The 19,916-nt window shown below is 63.8% G+C and carries 14 protein-coding genes, 2 tRNA genes and 1 pseudogene; 9 read left to right on the top strand and 8 right to left on the bottom strand.

Features of this window, described 5'->3' with window-relative positions:
• Positions 1–813: 813 nt before the first annotated feature.
• Together ACTYOL_RS20775 and rmuC are read left to right on the top strand one after the other, a co-directional pair.
• Positions 814–1,236: a tetratricopeptide repeat protein gene (locus tag ACTYOL_RS20775; protein WP_444757005.1), complete on the top strand. Its 423-nt coding sequence runs from the start codon at positions 814–816 to the stop codon at positions 1,234–1,236.
• A 168-nt stretch (positions 1,237–1,404) separates the two neighbouring features.
• Positions 1,405–2,778: a DNA recombination protein RmuC gene (gene rmuC / locus ACTYOL_RS20770; protein WP_200603015.1), complete on the top strand. Its 1,374-nt coding sequence runs from the start codon at positions 1,405–1,407 to the stop codon at positions 2,776–2,778.
• Here rmuC and ACTYOL_RS20765 read toward each other — a convergent pair.
• Positions 2,750–6,226: a hybrid sensor histidine kinase/response regulator gene (locus ACTYOL_RS20765; protein ID WP_153772809.1), complete on the bottom strand. Its 3,477-nt coding sequence runs from the start codon at positions 6,224–6,226 to the stop codon at positions 2,750–2,752. The two genes, rmuC and ACTYOL_RS20765, sit on opposite strands and share 29 nt — an antisense overlap.
• 113 nt (positions 6,227–6,339) lie before the next feature.
• Positions 6,340–7,524, bottom strand: a complete 1,185-nt coding sequence (locus tag ACTYOL_RS20760; protein WP_444758169.1) for an MFS transporter — start codon at positions 7,522–7,524, stop codon at positions 6,340–6,342.
• A gap of 163 nt (positions 7,525–7,687) precedes the next feature.
• On the opposite strand from ACTYOL_RS20760, the gene ACTYOL_RS20755 reads away from it, so the two are divergent.
• The 4 genes from ACTYOL_RS20755 (at position 7,688) to ACTYOL_RS20740 (ending at position 12,030) form a co-directional block, all read left to right on the top strand.
• Complete coding sequence (locus ACTYOL_RS20755) at positions 7,688–8,827, top strand: TDT family transporter (protein WP_444757004.1); 1,140 nt, start codon at positions 7,688–7,690, stop codon at positions 8,825–8,827.
• A gap of 209 nt (positions 8,828–9,036) precedes the next feature.
• Positions 9,037–9,768, top strand: coding sequence for a GntR family transcriptional regulator (locus tag ACTYOL_RS20750; RefSeq protein WP_200602979.1), 732 nt, complete (start codon positions 9,037–9,039; stop codon positions 9,766–9,768).
• A gap of 128 nt (positions 9,769–9,896) precedes the next feature.
• Positions 9,897–11,171, top strand: coding sequence for an MFS transporter (locus tag ACTYOL_RS20745; RefSeq protein WP_153772812.1), 1,275 nt, complete (start codon positions 9,897–9,899; stop codon positions 11,169–11,171).
• 16 nt (positions 11,172–11,187) lie between these two features.
• Positions 11,188–12,030, top strand: coding sequence for an amidohydrolase family protein (locus ACTYOL_RS20740; RefSeq protein WP_444757003.1), 843 nt, complete (start codon positions 11,188–11,190; stop codon positions 12,028–12,030).
• Between the two features lie 192 nt (positions 12,031–12,222).
• On the opposite strand, the gene ACTYOL_RS20735 is transcribed toward ACTYOL_RS20740, so the two are convergent.
• Complete coding sequence (locus tag ACTYOL_RS20735) at positions 12,223–13,086, bottom strand: methyl-accepting chemotaxis protein (protein ID WP_420029858.1); 864 nt, start codon at positions 13,084–13,086, stop codon at positions 12,223–12,225.
• A pseudogene (locus ACTYOL_RS20730) lies at positions 13,078–14,142 on the bottom strand (methyl-accepting chemotaxis protein); the annotation flags it as partial. The pseudogene ACTYOL_RS20730 and the gene ACTYOL_RS20735, both read right to left, overlap by 9 nt.
• Positions 14,143–14,410: 268 nt before the next feature.
• Between ACTYOL_RS20730 and ACTYOL_RS20725 the strand changes: the two are divergent.
• On the top strand, positions 14,411–16,285 hold the full coding sequence (locus ACTYOL_RS20725; RefSeq protein WP_444757002.1) for an MFS transporter: 1,875 nt from the start codon (positions 14,411–14,413) through the stop codon (positions 16,283–16,285).
• 15 nt (positions 16,286–16,300) lie between these two features.
• On the opposite strand, the gene sugE is transcribed toward ACTYOL_RS20725, so the two are convergent.
• The 3 genes from sugE to rdgC all read right to left on the bottom strand — a co-directional run bounded on the left by sugE (position 16,301) and on the right by rdgC (position 18,871).
• On the bottom strand, positions 16,301–16,618 hold the full coding sequence (gene sugE / locus ACTYOL_RS20720) for a quaternary ammonium compound efflux SMR transporter SugE (RefSeq protein ID WP_063545829.1): 318 nt from the start codon (positions 16,616–16,618) through the stop codon (positions 16,301–16,303).
• 228 nt (positions 16,619–16,846) lie between these two features.
• On the bottom strand, positions 16,847–17,812 hold the full coding sequence (locus ACTYOL_RS20715; protein WP_063545828.1) for a bile acid:sodium symporter family protein: 966 nt from the start codon (positions 17,810–17,812) through the stop codon (positions 16,847–16,849).
• A gap of 138 nt (positions 17,813–17,950) precedes the next feature.
• The gene (rdgC, locus tag ACTYOL_RS20710; RefSeq protein ID WP_054890921.1) at positions 17,951–18,871 is read right to left on the bottom strand and encodes a recombination-associated protein RdgC; all 921 of its coding nucleotides are present in this window, start codon (positions 18,869–18,871) and stop codon (positions 17,951–17,953) included.
• 185 nt (positions 18,872–19,056) lie between these two features.
• Between rdgC and ACTYOL_RS20705 the strand changes: the two genes are divergently transcribed.
• Positions 19,057–19,132 (top strand) — tRNA-Val (locus tag ACTYOL_RS20705).
• 13 nt (positions 19,133–19,145) lie between these two features.
• Positions 19,146–19,222: transfer RNA gene (locus tag ACTYOL_RS20700), tRNA-Asp, on the top strand.
• 131 nt (positions 19,223–19,353) lie between these two features.
• Here the strand turns inward: ACTYOL_RS20700 and ACTYOL_RS20695 are convergent.
• Entirely contained in the window at positions 19,354–19,734 is a 381-nt protein-coding gene (locus tag ACTYOL_RS20695) for a COG4315 family predicted lipoprotein (protein ID WP_054890920.1), read from the bottom strand.
• Positions 19,735–19,916: the final 182 nt, after the last annotated feature.

The raw sequence follows: 19,916 nt of genomic DNA, 5'->3' as shown, positions 1-19,916 counted from the left end.
TGACTGGTAGGTACTTCGGAAGGCGGGCAGCATCCCACGGACCAGGTTCGAGGCCACTGGGTGAAGATCCCGATCAATCTGTCATTAGGTGATTCGTGCTGGAGCGGCTGTTGCCGTCGAGGGAATCATCGAGTGGGCCGGTCCTGGTTTCAGCGGTGCTACCCGGGGAGGGTGGCCATTCGCAAGGACGTTGCGGCCAGAATTGACGTTCAGCTTGGTACTAACGGCGGCCACACTACTGGAAGGTTCGCGGCATGGCAAGCGTTTTTTGATTTTCTTCAGCGAAGCCGAGCATTATCTCTGTTCGTGGTGCATCTGTGAAGGGATGGGTTGCGGTAACACGATGCTGTTTTCCCGCCGTGGTGCGAGCCTGCGCACTTTGTTGGCGCACTTGTGCACACTTGGAGCATGACTTGTAACTGTTCTGCAACGTCTTCCCCGGACGCCGCCAATGACTTGACTGAGCCCTTAAGTCAATGAAAAAAAACACTTATTTAGGCTGGTGAAAAAATCGTCAGTTTGACTGTAAGCCCCATTCCACAGGGGTTTGCGGGCGCCAAGGGGGGGTTGTCCACCGAGTTATCCACAGGTTCTGTGGATTGTCCCTAGGGCTTGCTCTAGGACGGGCGTGCCAGCTGTTTTCGGAAGGGTCCGACACCTAGCCATGGAAAATACTTACCGCCTTTCTCTGGGGTGAAAACGTCAAGAAAAGAACCATGAAATATTTTTTTCCGACGCCCCAATGTTGCCCCGGGCCTTTGTCGAAAAAATCGAGTAGAGTGGCGCGCCTCTCGAATCACCATCGCTGTTGTCATGAAGTTTCGTGGTAAATCCCCCGCCGGTTCCCCCGCCAATGCGCCGTTGGTTTCTCCCAAGCGCTTTTCCCTGAAAGTGGCCCTGTGGCTGCTCGACAACCCGCGCCTGGCTGACAAGCCCAGCGTCAAGCACCTCGCTGGGCGCATGCTCAAGCAACCCGCCCGGCAGGGCGTGGTGGTAGCGCAGAGTCGCCTGGGGCAGATGCTCTGCCGTGACTGTGGCACTGCGCGGGATCGGCGTATCGGCCATGAGCTGCTGCGCCAGGCCGCCCGCGCCGGTGACAGTCGGGCTCAGCTCGAATATGGCCGGTTGTGCCAGGCGCAGGATCCCGAGCAAGCGCGGTACTGGCTGGAGCTGGCGGCGGGACAGGGTTCGCAGGAGGCGCGGCGGCTGCTTGGCCTGCTGCCTTCGGTGCAATAGCACCGGCAAAAAACCTGTAAGCTGCGCACAATCTAAGCATTGACCGGAGCAAGCATGGCAGTGGACCTGGCCAGTATTCTATTGGGCATCGTGGCTGCCGCGGTGCCGTGCCTGGGGTGGGTGTTGCAGGTCCAGCGTCGGCTCGCCGCCCGCCAAACCGAAACCGGCCTGATGCAGGAACGCCTGAGTGCCGCGCAGTTGGCCCAGGCTGGCCTGCAGGCGCAGCTCGAAGCCTGCCGCGACGAGATCAGCGACCTCAGCGAAGCCAACAGCCACAAACAGGCGACGCTTGCTGCGCAGAATCGCGAGCTGGAACTGTTGCAGAACGAGCGCGACAACGCGCGCGATGCCGCCCATGCCTGGAACCTGGAGCGCGCTACCCGCGAAGCCGAACTGCGTCGCCTGGAGGCTCAGGCTGCGCGGCTGGACGCCGAACTGCGCGAGCAGCAGGAAAGCCACGCCCAGCGCCTGGACGACTTGCAGGAAGCCCGCGATACGCTACGTGCCCAGTTCGCCGAGATGGCCACCAAGATTTTTGACGAGCGCGAGCAGCGCTTCGCCCAGACCAGTCAGCAGCACCTGGGACAATTGCTCGATCCGCTCAAGGAGCGCATCCAGGCCTTCGAAAAGCGTGTCGAAGAGAGCTACCAGCAGGAGGCCCGCGAGCGCTTCTCGCTGGGCAAGGAGCTTGAGCGCCTGCAGCAACTCAACCTGCGTCTGTCTGATGAGGCCACCAATCTCACCCAGGCGCTCAAGGGCCAGAAGACCCAGGGCAACTGGGGCGAGTTGATTCTCGAGCGGGTACTGGAGCATGCGGGCCTTGAGAAAGGCCGCGAGTACCAGACCCAGGTCAGCCTGAAGAGCGCCGATGGCGAGCGTTTCCAGCCCGATGTGCTGATCATGCTGCCGGGGGACAAGCAGGTGGTGGTCGATGCCAAGGTCAGCCTCACCGCCTATCAACAGTTCGTCTCCGGCAATGACGAGGCGGCGCTCAAACAGCACGTGCAGTCCTTGCGCAGTCACGTCAAAGGCCTCTCCAGCAAGGATTACAGCCGGCTGGATGGCTTGCACAGCCTGGATTTCGTATTGCTGTTCGTACCCATCGAAGCGGCCTTCTCGGCAGCGCTGCAAGCGGAGCCGGGCCTGTTCCAGGAAGCCTTCGACCGACAGATCGTCATTGTCAGCCCCACCACCTTGCTCGCGACCCTGAGGGTCATCGACAGCCTGTGGAAGCAGGAGCGTCAGGGCCAGAACGCCCGCGAGATCGCCGAGCGTGCGGGTTGGCTGTACGACAAGTTCGTGCTGTTCATCCAGGACCTGGACGAGCTCGGTGCGCGCCTGCAGCAGGTCGACAAGGCCTACGCCGCAGCGCGCAACAAACTGTGCGAAGGGCGCGGCAACCTCATCAGCCGCAGCGAGCAGCTCAAGCTGCTGGGCGCGCGCGCCAGCAAGAGCTTGCCTGCCGACCTGCTGGAGCGTGCGCTGTCGGATGAGGCGCTGGCCGATGCGACGCTTACTGAACCAGGCTCAGATGCCGATTGAGCAACGCACGCAGGGCGGCGGGCTTGACCGGCTTGGCCAGGTAGTCCAGCCCTGCAGCATGCACCTGGGCGATGGTTTCGTTGCGCCCGTCGGCACTGATCACCACGCCTGGAACGGGTTCACCCAGGCGCGTGCGTAGCCAGGCCATCAGGCCAGTACCGGTTTCGCCGTCGTCCAGGTGGTAGTCCACCAGCGCCAGGTGCGGGCGCATGCCCTTCAATAGCAGCGCCTCGCACTCGGCCTGGTTGCGTGCGGTCCAGACCTGGCAGCCCCAGCGCCCGAGCAGGCTGTTCATGCCGATCAGGATGCTGTCTTCGTTGTCCACGCACAGCACCTGCAGCCCGGCGAGCGGTTGCCCGCCCGGTTCCACGGGCGCTGCGGGCGCTGCCACCGGATGCCTGGCGATCGGCACGCTGACCCGGAACACGCTGCCCTTGCCTGGCCATGAGCGCACTTCCAGGCGATGCCCGAGCACCCGGCACAGGCCATCGGCGATTGCCAGGCCCAGGCCCAGGCCTTTTTCGGCGCGGGTCTGATGGCTGTCCAGGCGTTTGAACTCCTGGAAGATCACCTGCAGTTTGTCGTCGGCAATGCCCGGACCGCGATCCCAGACTTCCAGCCAAAGGTGCTCGCCTTCGCGTCGAGCGCCCAGCAGGATCGGGCTCTTGCCGTAACGCAGGGCGTTGGTGAGGAAGTTCTGCAGCACCCGGCGCAACAGTTTCATGTCGCTGGCGACTTGCAGCCGGCTGCCGCGCAGGCGGAATTCCAAGCCTTTCTCGGCCGCCAGTACCTTGAACTCGGCGCCCAGGGTGTCGAACAGTTCGTTGAGCGCGAAGGGCTTGATGTCGGGGGTGACCTTGCCGTTCTCCAGGCGCGAGATGTCCAGCAGGTCGCTGATCAATTCCTCTGCCGAGCGCAGCGAGCTGTCCATGTGCTGCACCAGTTGCTGGGCCTCTTCACTCAGGCCCTCGGCCTGTTGTGACAGGGCGGCGGAGAACAGCCGCGCGGCATTCAGCGGTTGCATCAGGTCGTGGCTGACGGCAGCGAGGAAGCGGGTCTTGGACTGGCTGACCGCCTCGGCATGGCTCTTGGCTTCCGACAACGCCTGGTTCAGTTGCGACAGCTCGTGTGTGCGCTCGGCCACGCGCTGCTCCAGGCCCTCGTTGGCGTCCTTGAGCGCCTGTTCGGCTTCGCGGAACGGGGTGATGTCGGTAAAGCTCATGACGAAGCCACCGCCGGGCATGGGATTGCCGATCAGTTCGATCACCCGCCCGTTGGGGAACAACCGTTCCGAGGTGTGCGCCCGGCCCTGGCGCATCCAGTGCAGGCGCCTCGCCACGTGCACCTGCGCCTCGCCCGGGCCGCACAGGCCGCGCTCGGCGTTGTAGCGGATGATGTCGGCGATCGGTCGGCCGACACTGATCAGCCCGTCGGGGTAGTTGAACAGTTCGAGATATCGACGGTTCCAGGCCACCAGGTGCAGGTTCTGGTCGACCACACTGATGCCCTGGTTGATGTTCTCGATGGCGCCTTGCAGCAGGGCGCGGTTGAATTGCAAAACCTCGCTGGCTTCGTCGGCGATGCGCACCACGTCTTCGAGCTGCATGTCGCGGCCTTCGATGGCGGCCTTGACCACCGCACGGGTGGAGGAGGTGCCGAGCACGCCAGCGAGCAGGCGCTCGGTGTGTTCGATCCAGTCGCCGTCGGCGTTCTGGTTGGGGTTGAAGCCCTTGCCCTGGCGGTAGGCGAAGCGGATGAAGCTCTGCCGCGCGCGTTCCTCGCCGACGAAACGCGCGGCAAGGTTGAGCAGATCGTCGATCTGCACGGCCAGCAGAGGGCGGCTGCTAGGGCGGGCGCTGGTTTGCTGGCCGATGAAGCGCCCGGCCTGCCAGTGCTCGGAAACCCGGGTGCGCGACAGAATCGAGACCCAGGCAAAGAGCATGAAGTTGCCCGCCAGCGACAGCACCACCCCTTGTGTCAGCGGGGTGATCGGCAGGTCCAGTGGGTTGCCGTGCAGCCAGGCAAGGCCGGGGAACAACTGCAGCGACCAGCCCAGGCTATGGGCGGCGATCGGCAGCACCAGGGTGTAGAACCACAGGAAGATGCCCGCAGCGAGGCCGGCGAACACGCCGCGGCGGTTGGCCTGCTTCCAGTACAGGGCGCCGAGCATCGCCGGGGTCAGCTGGGTGACTGCGGCGAAGGCGATCTGGCCGATGGTCGCAAGGCTGGCGGTGGAGCCGAGCAGGCGATAGCTGACGTAGGCCAGCAGCAGGATGACCACGATGGCCACCCGGCGCACCGAGAGCATCCAGTGGCGGAACGCCTCGAACGGGCGCTCGGCGTTGGTGCGTCGCAGCAGCCAGGGCAGCAGCATGTCGTTGGAGACCATGGTCGACAGCGCCACCGCCTCGACGATCACCATGCCGGTAGCGGCCGAGGCGCCGCCGATGAAGGCCAGCAGGGCCAGGCTCGGGTGGGCTTCGGCCAGCGGCAGGCTGATGACGAAGGAGTCGGAGATCACCGTGCCTGGCAGCATCATCTGCCCGGCCAGGGCGATCGGCACCACGAACAGTGCCGCCAGCACCAGGTATAGCGGGAACACCCAGCGGGCCAGGCGCATGTCCTGAGGCTCGATGTTCTCGACCACGGTGACGTGGAACTGCCGCGGCAGACAGATGATCGCCATCATCGCCACGGCGGTCTGCACCACCATCGATGGCCAGTTGATCGTCTCCTGCCAGTAGCTTTCCAGGTGGATCGACTGGCGCGCCTGGCTGAACAGGTCGTCGAAGCCGTCATACAGGTTGAACACCACGAAGGCGCCCACGGCAAGAAACGCCAGCAGCTTGATCAGGGACTCGAAGGCGATGGCCAGCACCATGCCGCGATGGTGCTCGGTGACATCCAGGCTGCGCGTGCCGAAGACGATGGCGAACAGCGCCAGCACCAGCGACACCACCAGCGCCGTGTCCTGCACCCGGGTGCCGGTAGCGTCGGGAGTGGCCCCGATCAGCAAGTTGACGCCGAGCACGATGCCCTTGAGCTGCAGGGCGATGTAAGGCAGCACGCCGACCAGACAGATCAGTGCAACCACCACCGCGAGCGTCTGCGACTTGCCGTAGCGGGCGGCAATGAAGTCGGCGATCGAGGTGATGTTCTGCTGCTTGCTGATCAGCACCATCTTCTGCAGCACCCAGGGTGCGAAGATCAGCAGCAGCACCGGGCCCAGGTAGATCGGCAGGAACGCCCAGAGTTGCTCGGCCGCCTGGCCGACGGCGCCGAAGAAGGTCCAACTGGTGCAATACACCGCCAGCGACAGGCTGTACACCCAGGCGCGCAGGCGCGGCGGCAACGGCGTGCTGCGACGGTCGCCGTAGAAGGCGATGGCGAACATGACGGCCATATAGGCCAGGGCGACCACGGCGATCAGCCCGCTGGACAACGACATGCAAACTCCGGAGCAAAAATGAAAACGCGGTCCCGATCAATCAGTCTGGCACGCGGGCGCGGGTTCGTCAGCGCAGACGATGGTCGCAGTGGCAGGTGGTCGCAGGGGGCGCTCTAGACCTTCGCCCCTCGCGTCCCCAGGTAATAGAAGAGTGCCGCCAGCAGCACCGACAGCACCAGCAGGTAGAACACCGCCACCGGCACTACATACCCCAGGGCAAACCCGACCAGTACCGGCCCCAGTGCCGCGCCGAGGTTGGAGAGGTTCTGCGCGCCATAGTAGACGCCGCGCAGATGCTCCGGTGCGATCAGGTCGATGAACATGTACTCCGCCGGGATCACGATGATCTCGCCGAGGGTGAACACCAGCATTGCCAGGCACCAGCCCAGCACCGAGCCTGCCAGCGAGAAGCCCAGCAGCCCGGCGACGAACAGCGCCATCCCGGCCATCAGCCAGGGCATCAGGTACTGGCGGCTGATGCGTCTGCCGATCAGGTATTGCAGGGCGATCACCGTCACGGCGTTGGTCGTCACCAGCACCCCGACCAACCGCGCCGCTTCGCTGGCGTGGGCCGTCACCACCAGGTATTGCGACAGGTAGGCGGTGAACTGGCCGAACACCACTGCACTGAGGGCGCCGCCCAGGGTGAAGCACACCAGGCGCCGGTCCCGCGCCAGCCCGATAGCCACTTGCATGAAGCCGACGCCGGGCAGTTGCGGCTCGCTGGGGCGTAACTGCCGATCGCCCAGACGCTGGTAGACCAGGCACATGAGCAGGCCGATCAGCGCCGAGACCAGGAACGGCAGATGGCCATCGAGCTCGATCAGCGCCACCCCCAGCAACGGGCCGACGGCATAGCCGATGTTGCTGAGGGTGTACTTGATGGCGAACACCTCGGCGCGCTCCTCCACCGGCAGCAGGGCGCAGAATCCGGCCTTGCTGGCGATGTCGACCACCGCCAGGGCGAGGTTGATCAGCACCAGGCACAGGAAGAACAGCGCCACCGAGGGGCTGAACATGGCGACGGCGAACGACAGCGTGAACACCAGGGTTGCGACGATGATCACCGTATGGTTGCGCAGCGTGTCGACCAGATGTCCGCCATACAGGCTCAGCAACGAGGCGACGATCAGTGCCCCGCCGATCAGCAGGCCGATATGGCTGACCGACAACTGGAAGCTGTCCGACAGATAGACGACCAGATAGGGCAGGGTGATCGCGCGAGCCAGGGTCAGCACGAAGGTGGTGAGCAGCAGGAGGCGGACAGCGAAAGGGTAGCGTTTGAGTGCGGCGAGCATTGCCACGTCCTTGTTGTTGGAGTTGTCGCAGGCAGCAAGCATAAGCCACCGGCTCTGGCTTGCGCTATATCTGCAAAATAGATAACAGATAGAGAAAATAACCGTTATATGGATATTCTTTGCAGGCATAAGATGATCCCACCTTACACGAGGAATCTTTGCCATGACCTGCCCACCGACTCGCGCTGCGTCCTTGCGGCCCTTCCACCAGTTGGCCCACCCGCTGGAAGTGATCCGTCAGTTCACCCCGAACTGGTTTGCCGCGACCATGGGCACCGGCGTTCTGGCCCTGGCCTTGCGACAATTGGAGATTCCGGCTCTGCACGGTGCGGCAGAGGGTTTGTGGTGGCTGACCATCGGCCTGTTCATCTTGTTCTGCGCCCTGTACGGCGCGCGCTGGCTGCTGTTCTTCGACGAGGCACGGCGGATCTTCGCCCACTCCACGGTCTCGATGTTCTTCGGCACCATCCCCATGGGCCTGGCGACCATCCTCAATGGCGCGCTGGTGTTTGGCCTCGAGCGCTGGGGCGACGGCGTGGTGCCTTGGGTCGAGGCGCTCTGGTGGGTTGACGTGGCACTGGCATTGCTGTGTGGCGTGGCAATCCCTTATCTGATGTTCACCCGCCAGGAGCACAGCATCGACCAGATGACTGCAGTGTGGTTGCTGCCGGTGGTGGCGGCCGAGGTGGCGGCGGCCAGCGGTGGCCTGCTGGCGCCGCACCTGGCGAATGTCCATGCGCAGTTCCTGGTGGTGGTGACCAGCTACGTGCTGTGGGCGGTTTCGCTGCCGGTGGCGTTCAGTATCCTGACCATCCTCATGCTGCGCATGGCGCTGCACAAGCTGCCGCCGGCCAACATGGCCGCATCCAGCTGGCTGGCGCTGGGCCCGATCGGCACCGGGGCGCTGGGCATGCTGCTGCTGGGCGGCGATGCGCCCACAGTGTTCGCGGCCAATGGCCTGGGAAACCTGGGTGAAGTGGCACGCGGGTTGGGGCTGGTGGCCGGGATGGTGTTGTGGGGAGCCGGCCTGTGGTGGCTGCTGACCGCGGTACTGATCACCCTGCGCTACATGCGCCAGGGCATGCCATTCAACCTGGGCTGGTGGGGTTTTACCTTCCCGCTGGGGGTGTACAGCCTCGCCACCTTGAAGCTGGCGGCCTGGCTGGGCCTGGGTTTCTTCACGGTATTCGGGCAGGTGCTGGTGGTGATGCTGGCGCTGCTCTGGCTGGTGGTGGCGAGCCGCACGCTCAAGGGCGCCTGGCGTGGTGAGCTGTTCACCTCGCCCTGTATCGCAAATCGTTGAATGTGCTGACCTTTTAGTGGGTGGTCGCGCTCCCCGGTTACCTGGCAGTGCTCAAGAACGCTGTGCACCTGTGGGAGCGGGTTTACCCGCGAAGAAGCCACCGTGGCTTTCAAGCCGATAGGCGGAGGATTGACAGCGTTCAGGGCAGCAGGAATACTCTCGGAAAAATTCATATATATGTTTATATAACAAGACGAGAGACAGGCCCCATGAACACACTGCCCGGTGATGCGCGTCTGCCCCGCTACCAACAGCTGCGCGACCATATGGTCGAGCAGATCGCCAACAACCGCTGGCGCCCCGGTGAGGCCATTCCCACCGAAGCGGCCCTGGCCAGCGAGTTCGACATGTCGGTCGGCACCGTACGCAAGGCCGTCGATGTGCTGGTGACCGAGGGCGTGCTGGAGCGCCAGCAAGGCCGCGGCACCTTCATTCGCCGGCCGCAGTTCCATTCCTCGCTGTTCCGCTTCTTCCGCTTCGAGTCGGCCAACGGCGAACGTGCCGTGCCCGAGAGCCGCATCCTGTCCATCGAGCCAGTCCCGGCGCCCTCGGCGGTTGCCAGTGCCCTGGGCTTGGCGCCGGAAGCCGACGTCATTCACATCGTGCGCCTGCGTCTGCTCGGTGCCCAGCCGGTGTTGGCCGAGGAAATCTGGCTGCCACGGCAGACGTTCCAGCCATTGCTTGAGGTCGAGCTGGACCGCAAGGGCCCGCTGCTCTACCCGATCTACGAAGAGCTGTGCGGTCAGGTGGTGGCCTATGCCGAGGAGACCCTCACGGCCGAGTCGGTCGATGCCGTTCACGCGCGCCTGCTGCAGATGCCGGAGGGCAGCCCGGTGGTGGTGATCGAGCGTCTGGCCCGTGACTACGCCGGCAAACCGTTGGAATGGCGCCGTTCGCGCGGCCATGCCGAGCACTTCCGCTACCGCATCGATATTCGCTGACCGGGCGTTTCACGCCCCGTTGTGACTTCCGGCGCCGTGCCAGCACGGTGCCGTGGCTCTGCCTGCCTGGCCGGCGTGCGTCCGGCTGCCCCTGACCTCGCACACACGACATAGAAGGATAAGAAATCATGTTCAGTTGGTATCGCGAAATCACCTCGCGCGAACGCAAGACGTTCTGGGCCTGCTTTGGTGGCTGGTCGCTCGACGCCCTTGAGGTGCAGATGTTCGGCCTGGCCATCCCGGCGCTGATCGCCGCGTTTTCCCTGACCAAGGGCGATGCCGGGCTGATCAGTGGCCTGACGCTGGTCACCTCGGCGATCGGTGGCTGGCTTGGCGGTACGTTGTCCGACCGTTACGGCCGGGTGCGTACCCTGCAGTGGATGATCCTCTGGTTCTCCTTCTTCACCTTCCTGTCGGCGTTCGTCACCGGTTTCTACCCGCTGCTGTTCGTCAAGGCCATGCAAGGCTTCGGCATTGGTGGCGAGTGGGCCGCAGGCGCGGTGCTGATGGCCGAGACCATCAACCCGAAATACCGCGGCAAGGTCATGGGTACGGTGCAGAGCGCCTGGGCCGTGGGCTGGGGCCTGGCGGTGGGCCTGTTTGCGCTGATCTATTCGCTGGTGCCGCAGGAGTTCGCCTGGCGGGTGATGTTCTTCGTCGGCCTGCTGCCGTCGCTGCTGATCATCTGGGTGCGGCGCAACGTACCCGAGCCGGACAGCTTCCAGCGCCTGCAGAAGGAAAAGGCCATTCCCGTCAGCTTCACCAAGTCCATGGCCGGCATCTTCCGTCCTGAACTGCTGCGCGTGACCCTGCTGGGCGGGCTGCTGGGTTTGGGTGCCCATGGTGGTTACCACGCGGTGATGACCTGGCTGCCGACCTTCCTCAAGACCGAGCGCAACCTCTCGGTGCTCAACTCCGGCGGCTACCTGGCGGTGATCATCTTCGCCTTCTGGTGTGGTTGCGTGGTCAGTGGCCTGCTCATCGATCGTATTGGCCGGCGCAAGAACATCCTGTTGTTCGCCCTGTGCTGCGTGCTGACGGTACAGGCCTATGTGTTCTTCCCGCTGAGCAACACGCAGATGCTGTTCCTCGGCTTCCCGCTGGGCTTCTTCGCCGCCGGCATTCCCGCGAGCCTGGGGGCGTTCTTCAACGAGCTGTACCCGGCCGATGTGCGCGGTGCCGGGGTGGGCTTCTGCTACAACTTCGGCCGGGTGCTGTCGGCCGTGTTCCCGTTCCTGGTCGGTCACATGAGCGAATCCATGTCGTTGGGGGCCGCCATCGGCATCGATGCCGGCATCGCCTACGGCGTGGCGGTGATCGCTGCACTGTGTCTGCCGGAAACCCGCGGTCGCAACCTCGAGGCCCCGGTCTCGCCGCAGGTTGCGGTTGCGGTCGCCAAGTAACCTTCAATCGTCCCGAATGAGCATCATGCCGCAAACCCCTGTATCCCCGTTCACCGCGATCGACAGCCACGCCCACGTGTTCAGCCGTGGGCTGAACCTGGTAGCGGAGCGCCGTTACGCACCCACCTACGATGCGCCGCTGGGCGACTACCTCGCCCAGCTGGCCGGGCACGGTTTCAGCCATGGCGTACTGGTGCAGCCGAGCTTTCTCGGCACCGACAACAGCTACCTGCTGGCGGCGTTGCAAACCGCGCCCAGGCAATTGCGCGGCGTGGTGATGCTCGAGCCTGGCGTTGCGCGCGACACCCTTGAGCAGATGGCGCGCCTCGGTGTACGCGGTGTGCGCCTGAATCTGATGGGGCAGGCCCTGCCTGATCTGCGCGACGCCGGTTGGCGGCCACTGCTGGAGCTGATCGGCGATCTGGGCTGGCATGTCGAGCTGCATCGACAGGTGGCCGATATACCGGCACTGGTGCGTGCCTTGCAGCCATATGGTGTGGATATCGTGATCGATCACTTCGGCAGGCCGGATGCGCGCCTGGGGTTGGGGCAGCCGGGATTTGCCGAGCTGCTGACCCTCGGCGGGCAGGGCAAGGTGTGGATGAAGGTATCGGGGATCTATCGATTGGGCGGCTCGCCTGGGCAGAACCTGGATTTCGCCCGCCAGGCCCTGTGCGCCCTGGAGGCGCACTATGGCGCGGACCGGTTGATGTGGGGCAGCGACTGGCCGCATACCCAGCATGAATCGGTGATGAGCTTTACCGCGGTGGTCGAGCAGTTCGATGCCCTGGGCTGCTCGGCGTCGCTGCGTCGGGCGCTATTGGTGGACACGGCGCGGGGGTTGTTCGGGTTCGCGTAGGGGCGCAGGTTCGCCGCTCCGACTTGCCCGCGAAAGGAACACCGCGATGCATGGCACCGGCTACGCCGGTGTTCGCGGGACCAGCCCGCTCCTACAGGGATTGGGCTGGTCTTTCGATTTTGAGCAGGACAGTTGCTCCTGCAAGTGTGTTTTTCGCGGGCAAGCCCGCTCCTACAAGGGGAGCTCGGGCTGTCAGAGCCGGAACCGGCTGATCATCTGCTGCAATTGCCCACCCAGCCGTGCCAGTTCGACGCTGGACACCGAGGTCTGCTCACTGGCCTCGGCGGTCTGTTCGGAAATGTCCCTCACCGTCACCACGCTGCGGCTGATCTCCTCGGCCACGGCGCTCTGCTGCTCGGAGGCGGCGGCGATCTGCTGGTTCATCAACTGGATGCCCGACACCCGCTGAGTGATGCCCTCCAGCGCAACGCCGGCCTCGCGTACCAGTGCCACGCTGCTTTCGGTCAGGCTCTGGCTTTCTTCCATCAGGTCGCTGACCGAGCGCGTGCCTTGCTCCAGGCTGCTGATCGCCGATTCGATTTCTTCGGTCGAGGCCTGGGTGCGCTGGGCCAGGCTGCGTACCTCGTCGGCGACCACGGCAAAGCCACGACCGGCCTCGCCAGCGCGGGCGGCCTCGATGGCGGCGTTGAGCGCCAGCAGGTTGGTCTGCTCGGCCACGGCCTTGATCACGTCCATCACCTTGCCGATGCGTTGGCTTTCGTTGCGCAGGGCGTCCATCGCCTCATTGGTGGCGTCGACCTGGCTGGCCAGGCGGCCGATCTGGGTCACGGCGCGGGTGACCACACTGTCGCCTTCGCGGGCCTCGAGATCGGTGGCGCTGGCGGCCACCGAGGCTTCGCCGGCATTGCGCGCCACTTCCTGCACGGTGGCGGCCATTTCCTGCATCGCAGTGGCGACCTGGTCGGTCTCCTGGCGCTGGCTGCTGGCGCCGGCGCTGGTCTGCGCGGTGATCGCCGAGAGCTCTTCGGTGGCACTGGCAATCTGCGAGATGCCGTCGCGCACGCCGCCTATCAGCTGGCGCAGCTTGGCAGTCATGCCATGCAGGCTGTTCTGCAACTGGCCGAGTTCATCGCGGCGATTGCTGCTGGGTTGTTCGCCCAGGTTGCCGTCGGCCACCTGCTCCATGGCGCGCAGCACCCTTTGCAGCGGCTGGCTGATCTGCCGGGCGATCAGTATCGCCAGCAGGGCACCGAGCAGCAGGGCGAGGGCGGTGGTGGCGAACTGCAGCGTCTTGGCGAACTGACTGTCATTGACCACGGCCACTGCCTGACTGTCGAGCAATTGCCCGATCAGGGTGTTGAGGGTCGCGACGTCATTGCCCATGTTGGCGCGGTAGTCCATCAGTTTGCGGGTTTCGCCGCGGAAGGCCTCGACGGCGGCGGCGTAGGCGCGCACCTGTTCGTTCAGTTGGCGGAATTGCTCGGCGAACTGGCCATTGAATGCCGCGGTCAGGGCTGGCAAGTCGTTCACCGTGGTGGCGATCTGCGCATTCATCGCCTGCTCGGTGTCGGTGTTGGTGTTGCCGGTGTAGCCACGCACCTGGTAGCGCAGCAGGATCAGGTTCTCGCGAATCTGGTTGATCGCTTCGCTGCGCACGTAGCGCTGTTCGGCATCGGGCAACGCGCGGACCTGCTTGCGGATGCTGTCGATCGTGGCGAACGACTGGGTGGCAAGCCCACCCATCTCCTTTTGCGCCGCGCGCATGGTGCGGTACGACTGCAGGCTCTGTTCCTGGTTGCGGGCATAGGCCTGCAGGGCCTGCTCGGCCTTGTCGAGGGTCTGCAGGTTGGTCGCGTTGCGCAGGATGCCGTGGAGTTTCGCCAGGGGTGCCTGGAAGGCCGCCAGTGTCTGCTGCAACGCCTTGCCTTGTTCTTCGTCACCATTGGACATGGCGTGGCGCAAGCGCGCCTCGCGCAGATCGCCCAGGGCATCGTTGAGTGCGGAGACGTCGCTGACCACTTCGCTGCGCCGCACCAGGCTGCCCAAAGCGTCCCAGCCGATCAGCGACTGGGCCAGGGTCAGCACGAGGACCAGGCCAAAACCGAGCCCGAGTTTGTGTGCGATCTTCAGATCGCCGAACCAGGTGAACATCTGCTGCTGTGCTCCTTTTCTTGTGCGTTGGAGGAGAGCCGAAGGCTGATCCTGTTACCGGATGTAGTCATCTATATGAATTATCGGCAGCCTTGCAACATTCTGAAAAGGGGTTGCAGAAAAAATAATGGCATATAGCCATTAATTGGTTCGTCGGCGTGATGCGCTTCGCAGGCCTGTTGCCAGAGGTGGGCAATCGCGTGCAGATTTGTGGCTTCTCGCGATGAGCGGACCTCCAATTGACAACGCCCTCTCAGGAACAAGGACGATGAGTCATTCCTCGCAATTCACCTTGCTCGGCAAGCGGCGCTTCCTGCCGTTCTTCATCACCCAGTCGCTGGGTGCCTTCAACGACAACCTGTTCAAGCAGTCACTGATCCTGGCGATCCTCTACAAGTTGAGCCTGGAGGGCGACCGTTCGATCTGGGTCAACCTTTGCGCGCTGCTGTTCATCCTGCCGTTCTTCCTGTTTTCGGCGCTGGCCGGGCAGTTTGGCGAGAAGTTCGCCAAGGATGCGTTGATCCGTGCGATCAAGCTGGCTGAAGTGGTGATCATGTTGATCGGCGCGGTGGGCTTTCTCAGTGATCACCTGGAGCTGATGCTGCTGACATTGTTCGCCATGGGCACTCATTCGGCGCTGTTCGGGCCGGTGAAGTACTCGATCCTGCCCCAGGCCTTGCGCGAGGACGAACTGGTCGGCGGCAACGGGCTGGTGGAAATGGGCACCTTCCTGGCGATCCTGGCCGGCACCATCGGTGCCGGGGTGATGATGTCCTCGGGCAACTACGCCACGGTGGTGGCCGGAGGCATCGTCGGCACTGCGGTGCTCGGCTACCTGGCCAGCCGCTGGATCCCGCGGGCGGCGGCGGTGGCGCCGCAGATGAAGCTGGATTGGAATATCTTCAAGCAGTCCTGGGCCACCCTGCGCCTGGGCCTGGGGCAAACCCCGGCGGTGTCGCGCTCGATCGTCGGCAACTCGTGGTTCTGGTTCGTCGGGGCGATCTACCTCACGCAGATCCCGGCCTATGCCAAGGACTGGCTGCACGGCGACGAGACCGTGGTCACGCTGGTGCTGACGCTGTTCTCGGTGGGCATTGCCGTCGGTTCGCTGCTGTGCGAACGCCTGAGCGGGCGCAAGGTGGAAATCGGCCTGGTACCGTTCGGGTCGTTCGGCCTGACCCTGTTCGGTCTGCTCTGGTGGTGGCATTCGGGTGACGTGCCGGCCGCTGCTGCGCCGCACGATTGGCTGAGCCTGTTGGGCATGAGCCAGGCCTGGTGGATCATGGTCTCGATCGTCGGGCTTGGTGTGTTCGGCGGTTTCTACATCGTGCCGCTCTACGCCCTGATCCAGGCGCGTACGCCTGAAGACCAGCGCGCCCGGGTGATCGCCGCGAACAACATCCTCAATGCCCTGTTCATGGTGGTCTCGGCGATCGTCACCATCGTCCTCTTGAGCCTGGCCGACCTCAGCATTCCGCAGCTGTTCCTGGTGGTGTCGCTGCTCAACATTGCGGTCAACGCCTACATCTTCCGCATTGTTCCTGAGTTCACCATGCGCTTCCTGATCTGGTTGCTCAGCCATTCGATGTACCGCGTCGAGCACCGCGACCTCGATCGTATCCCTGACGAGGGGCCGGCGCTGTTGGTGTGCAACCATGTGTCGTTCGTCGATGCGCTGCTGATCGGCGGTGCGATCCGTCGACCGATCCGTTTCGTCATGTACTACAAGATCTACAACCTGCCGGTGCTCAACTTCGTGTTCCGCACTGCCGGGGCCATCCCGATTGCCGGGCGCAGCGAGGACGAGGCGACGTACGAGCGGGCCTTTGCGCGCATTGCCGAGTATCTGCAGGCCGGTGAGGTGGTGTGCATCTTCCCGGAAGGCAAGCTGACCGCCGATGGTGAGATCGATGTGTTCAAGGGTGGCGTCAGCCGGATTCTCCAGGAGACGCCGGTGCCGGTGATTCCGTTGGCGTTGCAGGGGTTGTGGGGGAGTTTCTTCAGCCGTGATCCGGCCAAGGGCTTCCTGCGTCGATTGTGGTCGCGGGTGACCCTGGTGGCGGGTGCCGCCATCCCGGTGGAGGCGGCCCAGCCTGAAGCGCTGCGCGAGGAGGTCAGTGCCTTGCGCGGCGACTTGCGTTGAGGGGAGGGTGGAAGGTCAGCTGGCGCTGACCTTCAGGCCGATCAGGCCGGCGACGATCAGCGCAACGCTGATCAGGCGCACCAATGCCATGGATTCGCCGAACAGGATGATGCCGGCGATTACCGTGCCGACTGCGCCGACGCCGGTCCAGATGGCGTAGGCAGTGCCCAGCGGCAATTCCTTCATGGCCAGGCCCAGCAGGCCCAGGCTCACGGCCATGGCGGCGACGGTCAGTGCGGTTGGGAGTGGGCGAGTGAAGCCATCGGTGTATTTGAGGCCGATAGCCCAGCCGACTTCGAACAGGCCGGCGAAGAACAGGATGATCCAGGACATGATGATTCTCCATCGTTGAAAGATGGGGCCGTCCCCGGATTGGTCACGCCTTGCGTCGTGAGGTCGTCCTCACAGTGCGCACTATATTGCACATCTGCCGGGTGACAAGCAAGTGGTGCCTGTCCGGGCCTCTTCGCGGGCAAGTCGCGGCGGCGAGCCGCCGCTCCCACAAGGTATACAGCTGTCTTGCGTTTGGGAGCGGGCTTGCCCGCGAAGAAGTCCGCCCGCTCAGTGCCCGACTTGCGCCTGTTCCTCCCCGGCACCGCGAGGCTCTTCCATGCGCCTGAACCAGGTCGAGAGCAAGGCCCCGGAGATGTTGTGCCAGACGCTGAACAGCGCGCTGGGCACCGCCGCCAGCGGTGAGAAATGCGCCGCTGCCAGGGCCGCGCCCAAGCCTGAGTTCTGCATCCCCACCTCCAGCGCCAGCGACTTGCGCTGCGCCAGGGGCAGCTTGCACAGCTTGCCGGTCAGATAGCCCAGCAGGAAGCCGAAGCTGTTGTGCAGGATCACCACCGCCATGATCAGCAGGCCGGACTCGGCGATCTTCGCCTGGCTGGCCGCGACCACCGCGCAGACGATCATCACGATGCTCACCACCGACACCAGTGGCAGCACCTGCACCGCCAGTTGCACCCGCGCACCGAGTAGCTTCTGCGCCAGCACGCCGAGCACGATCGGCAGCATCACCAATTGCAGGATCGACCAGAACATGTCCATGAACGAGACCGGCAGCCAGGCCGAGGCCAGGAACCAGATCAGCGCCGGGGTCAGCAAGGGCGCGAGCAGGGTGGTGACTGCGGCGATGGCCACGGCCAGTGCCAGGTCGCCCTTCGACAGCCAGACCATCACGTTCGAGGCGGTGCCGCTCGGGCAGCAGCCGACCAGGATCACGCCCACGGCGATTTCCGGTGGCAGGTGAAACAGTTGGCATAGCAGCCACGCAACGCCCGGCATGATCACGAAATGCGCCACCACTCCCAGCGCCACGCGCCAGGGTTGACGGGCGAGGGCGGCGAAGTCGTCGAGCTTGAGCGTAAGGCCCATGCCGAACATCACCAACCCCAGCAGTGGCACGATGGCTACCTTCAGGGCGATGAACCATTGCGGTTGCAGGAAGGCCAGGCAGGCGAACACCAGCACCCAGAGGGCGAAGGTGTTACCGACGAAACGGCTGAAGGCGGCGAGGGCGCGCATGGGGGATTCCTTTTCTATTTATAGCTTTGTGAAATTCACTGGCCCTGTGGGAGCGGCGGTTCGGCGCCCCGACTTGTCCCGCGAAGAGGTCGGTGCTGGCGACCACACAACCACCCAGCACCGGCCTTTCAACCTGAATCAGACCCCCTGCGGAATCTCTTCCCCACCCAGGGCTTCGAACAGCACCGGCAGGAATTCGTTGAGGGTCATCATCATCAACAGGAAGCTTGCGTCGAACTGTTGCGCGGCTTCGTCGCCACCATCCTGCTCGGCCTGCTCCTGCAGCAATTCCTCGAACTTCAGGCGCTTGATCACCATCTTGTCGTCGAGCACGAACGACAGTTTGTCTTGCCAGGCCAGGGCCAGTTGCGTGACCAGCTTGCCGGTGCTCAGGTGCAACTGGATTTCCTCGCTGGCCAGGTCCTGGCGCTTGCAGCGCACGATGCCACCGTCTTCGGCGGTGTCGCGCAGCTCGCATTCATCCAGTGGATAGAAGCCTTCGGCAGGCTGCTGCGACTTGACCCAGTCGGTCATGGTCGCGGTCGGGGCGATCTTCACGGTGGCCGGGCGCACCGGCAGCGAACCCATGACTTCACGTAGCGTGGAGAGCAGGTCTTCGGCGCGCTTGGCGCTGGCCGAGTTGACCAGGATCAGGCCCTGGCGCGGAGCGATGGCAGCGAAGATCATCGAACGGCGGATGAAAGCACGCGGCAGGAAGGCCTGGATGATCTCGTCCTTGATCTGGTCGCGTTCCTTCTTGTAGACCTTGCGCATCTGCTCGGTCTCGATCTCTTCGACCTTCTCCTTGACCGCGTCGTTGACCACGCTGCTGGGCAGGATGCGTTCTTCCTTGCGTGCGGCAATCAACAGGAATTCACCGCTGACGTGTACCAGGGGAGCGTCTTCGCCCTTGCCGAACGGAGCGACAAAGCCGTAAGTGGTCAGCTCCTGGCTGGCGCAGGGGCGGGCCGGCTTGCTGGCCAAGGCGGTCTCCAGCGCTTCAGGCTCGAACGGGACATCCTGGGTCAGGCGGTAGGTCAGCAGGTTCTTGAACCACATGAGGGGGAATCTCTCCTTAATACATAAGGCGGGCATTATTCTCCGAGCAGTGGTTGCAGGCCAACCCTGTCAGAGGGCCAGCAGTGACTTATTCATAGGTCTTTGAAAGATCAGATAAAAAATTTGAAAAAAGTGCTTGCCAGGGTACAGGCTCCTCCGTAGAATGCGCGCCACACCGAGACGAAGGGTGATTAGCTCAGCCGGGAGAGCATCTGCCTTACAAGCAGAGGGTCGGCGGTTCGATCCCGTCATCACCCACCACTCGATGTATAGCGCAGCGGTAGTTCAGTCGGTTAGAATACCGGCCTGTCACGCCGGGGGTCGCGGGTTCGAGTCCCGTCCGCTGCGCCATATTCCAGCTTCCAGGGCCCACTGAACACCCGGAAGCCACAAAGAAAGCGACCTTAGGGTCGCTTTTTTTGTTTCTGTCTTGCACAAACACCACGGGGGCTGTCCATCGACACCCCCGTGGTGTTTCAGCTTCAGGGTTTGGCCACGTGCCAGACCTGGCCGACCCCTTCGCCGGTGGTATCGCCCGGCTTCTGGTCCTTGACCCAGCCGTACAGCGGCTGGTCTTTGTAAGCCCACTGCTTGCTGCCATCGTCGCGGGTAATCACGCTGTAGCCATCGGCGGCCTTGGCGTAGGGGCCGGCGGCCAGCGGCGGCCAGTTCTGCGCACATTGACCGTTGCACGCCGACTTGCCAGCGCTGTCCTTGGTGAAGGTGTAGAGGGTCAGGCCTTTGCTGTCGACCAGGACCTTGCCCAGGGCGCTGTCGCCGACCTTCGCGGGGGCATCAGCCAAGGCCAGGCCAGACACGCAGGTCAGAGCCAATGAAAGAACGAGTGCGCTTTTCTTCAACATGAGAGATACCTCTGGCGGTTATCCGAATCCGTTCGGGGGAATGATGGCCTTATGCATCGGCCATGCAGGGACAACGCCCCGGTGTCGGCTTCTATTCCCGTGTTCGATGAATATTTTTCCGTCCCTGGTGCCGCCCTGGGTCAGCAGGCACGCCGGGTTCGCATCTACGCCTTCAACTCGCT

It is taken from the genome of Pseudomonas sp. A014 (assembly GCF_052378495.1).
In the GTDB taxonomy this organism is placed as follows: Bacteria; Pseudomonadota; Gammaproteobacteria; order Pseudomonadales; family Pseudomonadaceae; genus Aquipseudomonas; species Aquipseudomonas machongensis.
The sequence above is the reverse complement of the archived record's forward strand: the minus strand, read 5'-3'. Positions and strand labels throughout refer to the sequence as shown.

What these genes read in the sequence shown, in the direction of transcription:
- rdgC (WP_054890921.1), bottom strand. Translation starts at nt 18,871, where the DNA reads ATGTGGTTCAAGAACCTGCTGACCTACCGCCTGACCCAGGATGTCCCG.
- ACTYOL_RS20745 (WP_153772812.1), top strand. Translation starts at nt 9,897, where the DNA reads ATGTTCAGTTGGTATCGCGAAATCACCTCGCGCGAACGCAAGACGTTC.
- ACTYOL_RS20755 (WP_444757004.1), top strand. Translation starts at nt 7,688, where the DNA reads ATGACCTGCCCACCGACTCGCGCTGCGTCCTTGCGGCCCTTCCACCAG.
- ACTYOL_RS20765 (WP_153772809.1), bottom strand. Translation starts at nt 6,226, where the DNA reads ATGTCGTTGTCCAGCGGGCTGATCGCCGTGGTCGCCCTGGCCTATATG.
- ACTYOL_RS20715 (WP_063545828.1), bottom strand. Translation starts at nt 17,812, where the DNA reads ATGCGCGCCCTCGCCGCCTTCAGCCGTTTCGTCGGTAACACCTTCGCC.
- ACTYOL_RS20750 (WP_200602979.1), top strand. Translation starts at nt 9,037, where the DNA reads ATGAACACACTGCCCGGTGATGCGCGTCTGCCCCGCTACCAACAGCTG.
- ACTYOL_RS20725 (WP_444757002.1), top strand. Translation starts at nt 14,411, where the DNA reads ATGAGTCATTCCTCGCAATTCACCTTGCTCGGCAAGCGGCGCTTCCTG.
- ACTYOL_RS20740 (WP_444757003.1), top strand. Translation starts at nt 11,188, where the DNA reads ATGAGCATCATGCCGCAAACCCCTGTATCCCCGTTCACCGCGATCGAC.
- ACTYOL_RS20775 (WP_444757005.1), top strand. Translation starts at nt 814, where the DNA reads ATGAAGTTTCGTGGTAAATCCCCCGCCGGTTCCCCCGCCAATGCGCCG.
- ACTYOL_RS20760 (WP_444758169.1), bottom strand. Translation starts at nt 7,524, where the DNA reads ATGCTCGCCGCACTCAAACGCTACCCTTTCGCTGTCCGCCTCCTGCTG.
- ACTYOL_RS20735 (WP_420029858.1), bottom strand. Translation starts at nt 13,086, where the DNA reads ATGACTGCCAAGCTGCGCCAGCTGATAGGCGGCGTGCGCGACGGCATC.
- ACTYOL_RS20695 (WP_054890920.1), bottom strand. Translation starts at nt 19,734, where the DNA reads ATGTTGAAGAAAAGCGCACTCGTTCTTTCATTGGCTCTGACCTGCGTG.
- sugE (WP_063545829.1), bottom strand. Translation starts at nt 16,618, where the DNA reads ATGTCCTGGATCATCCTGTTCTTCGCCGGCCTGTTCGAAGTCGGCTGG.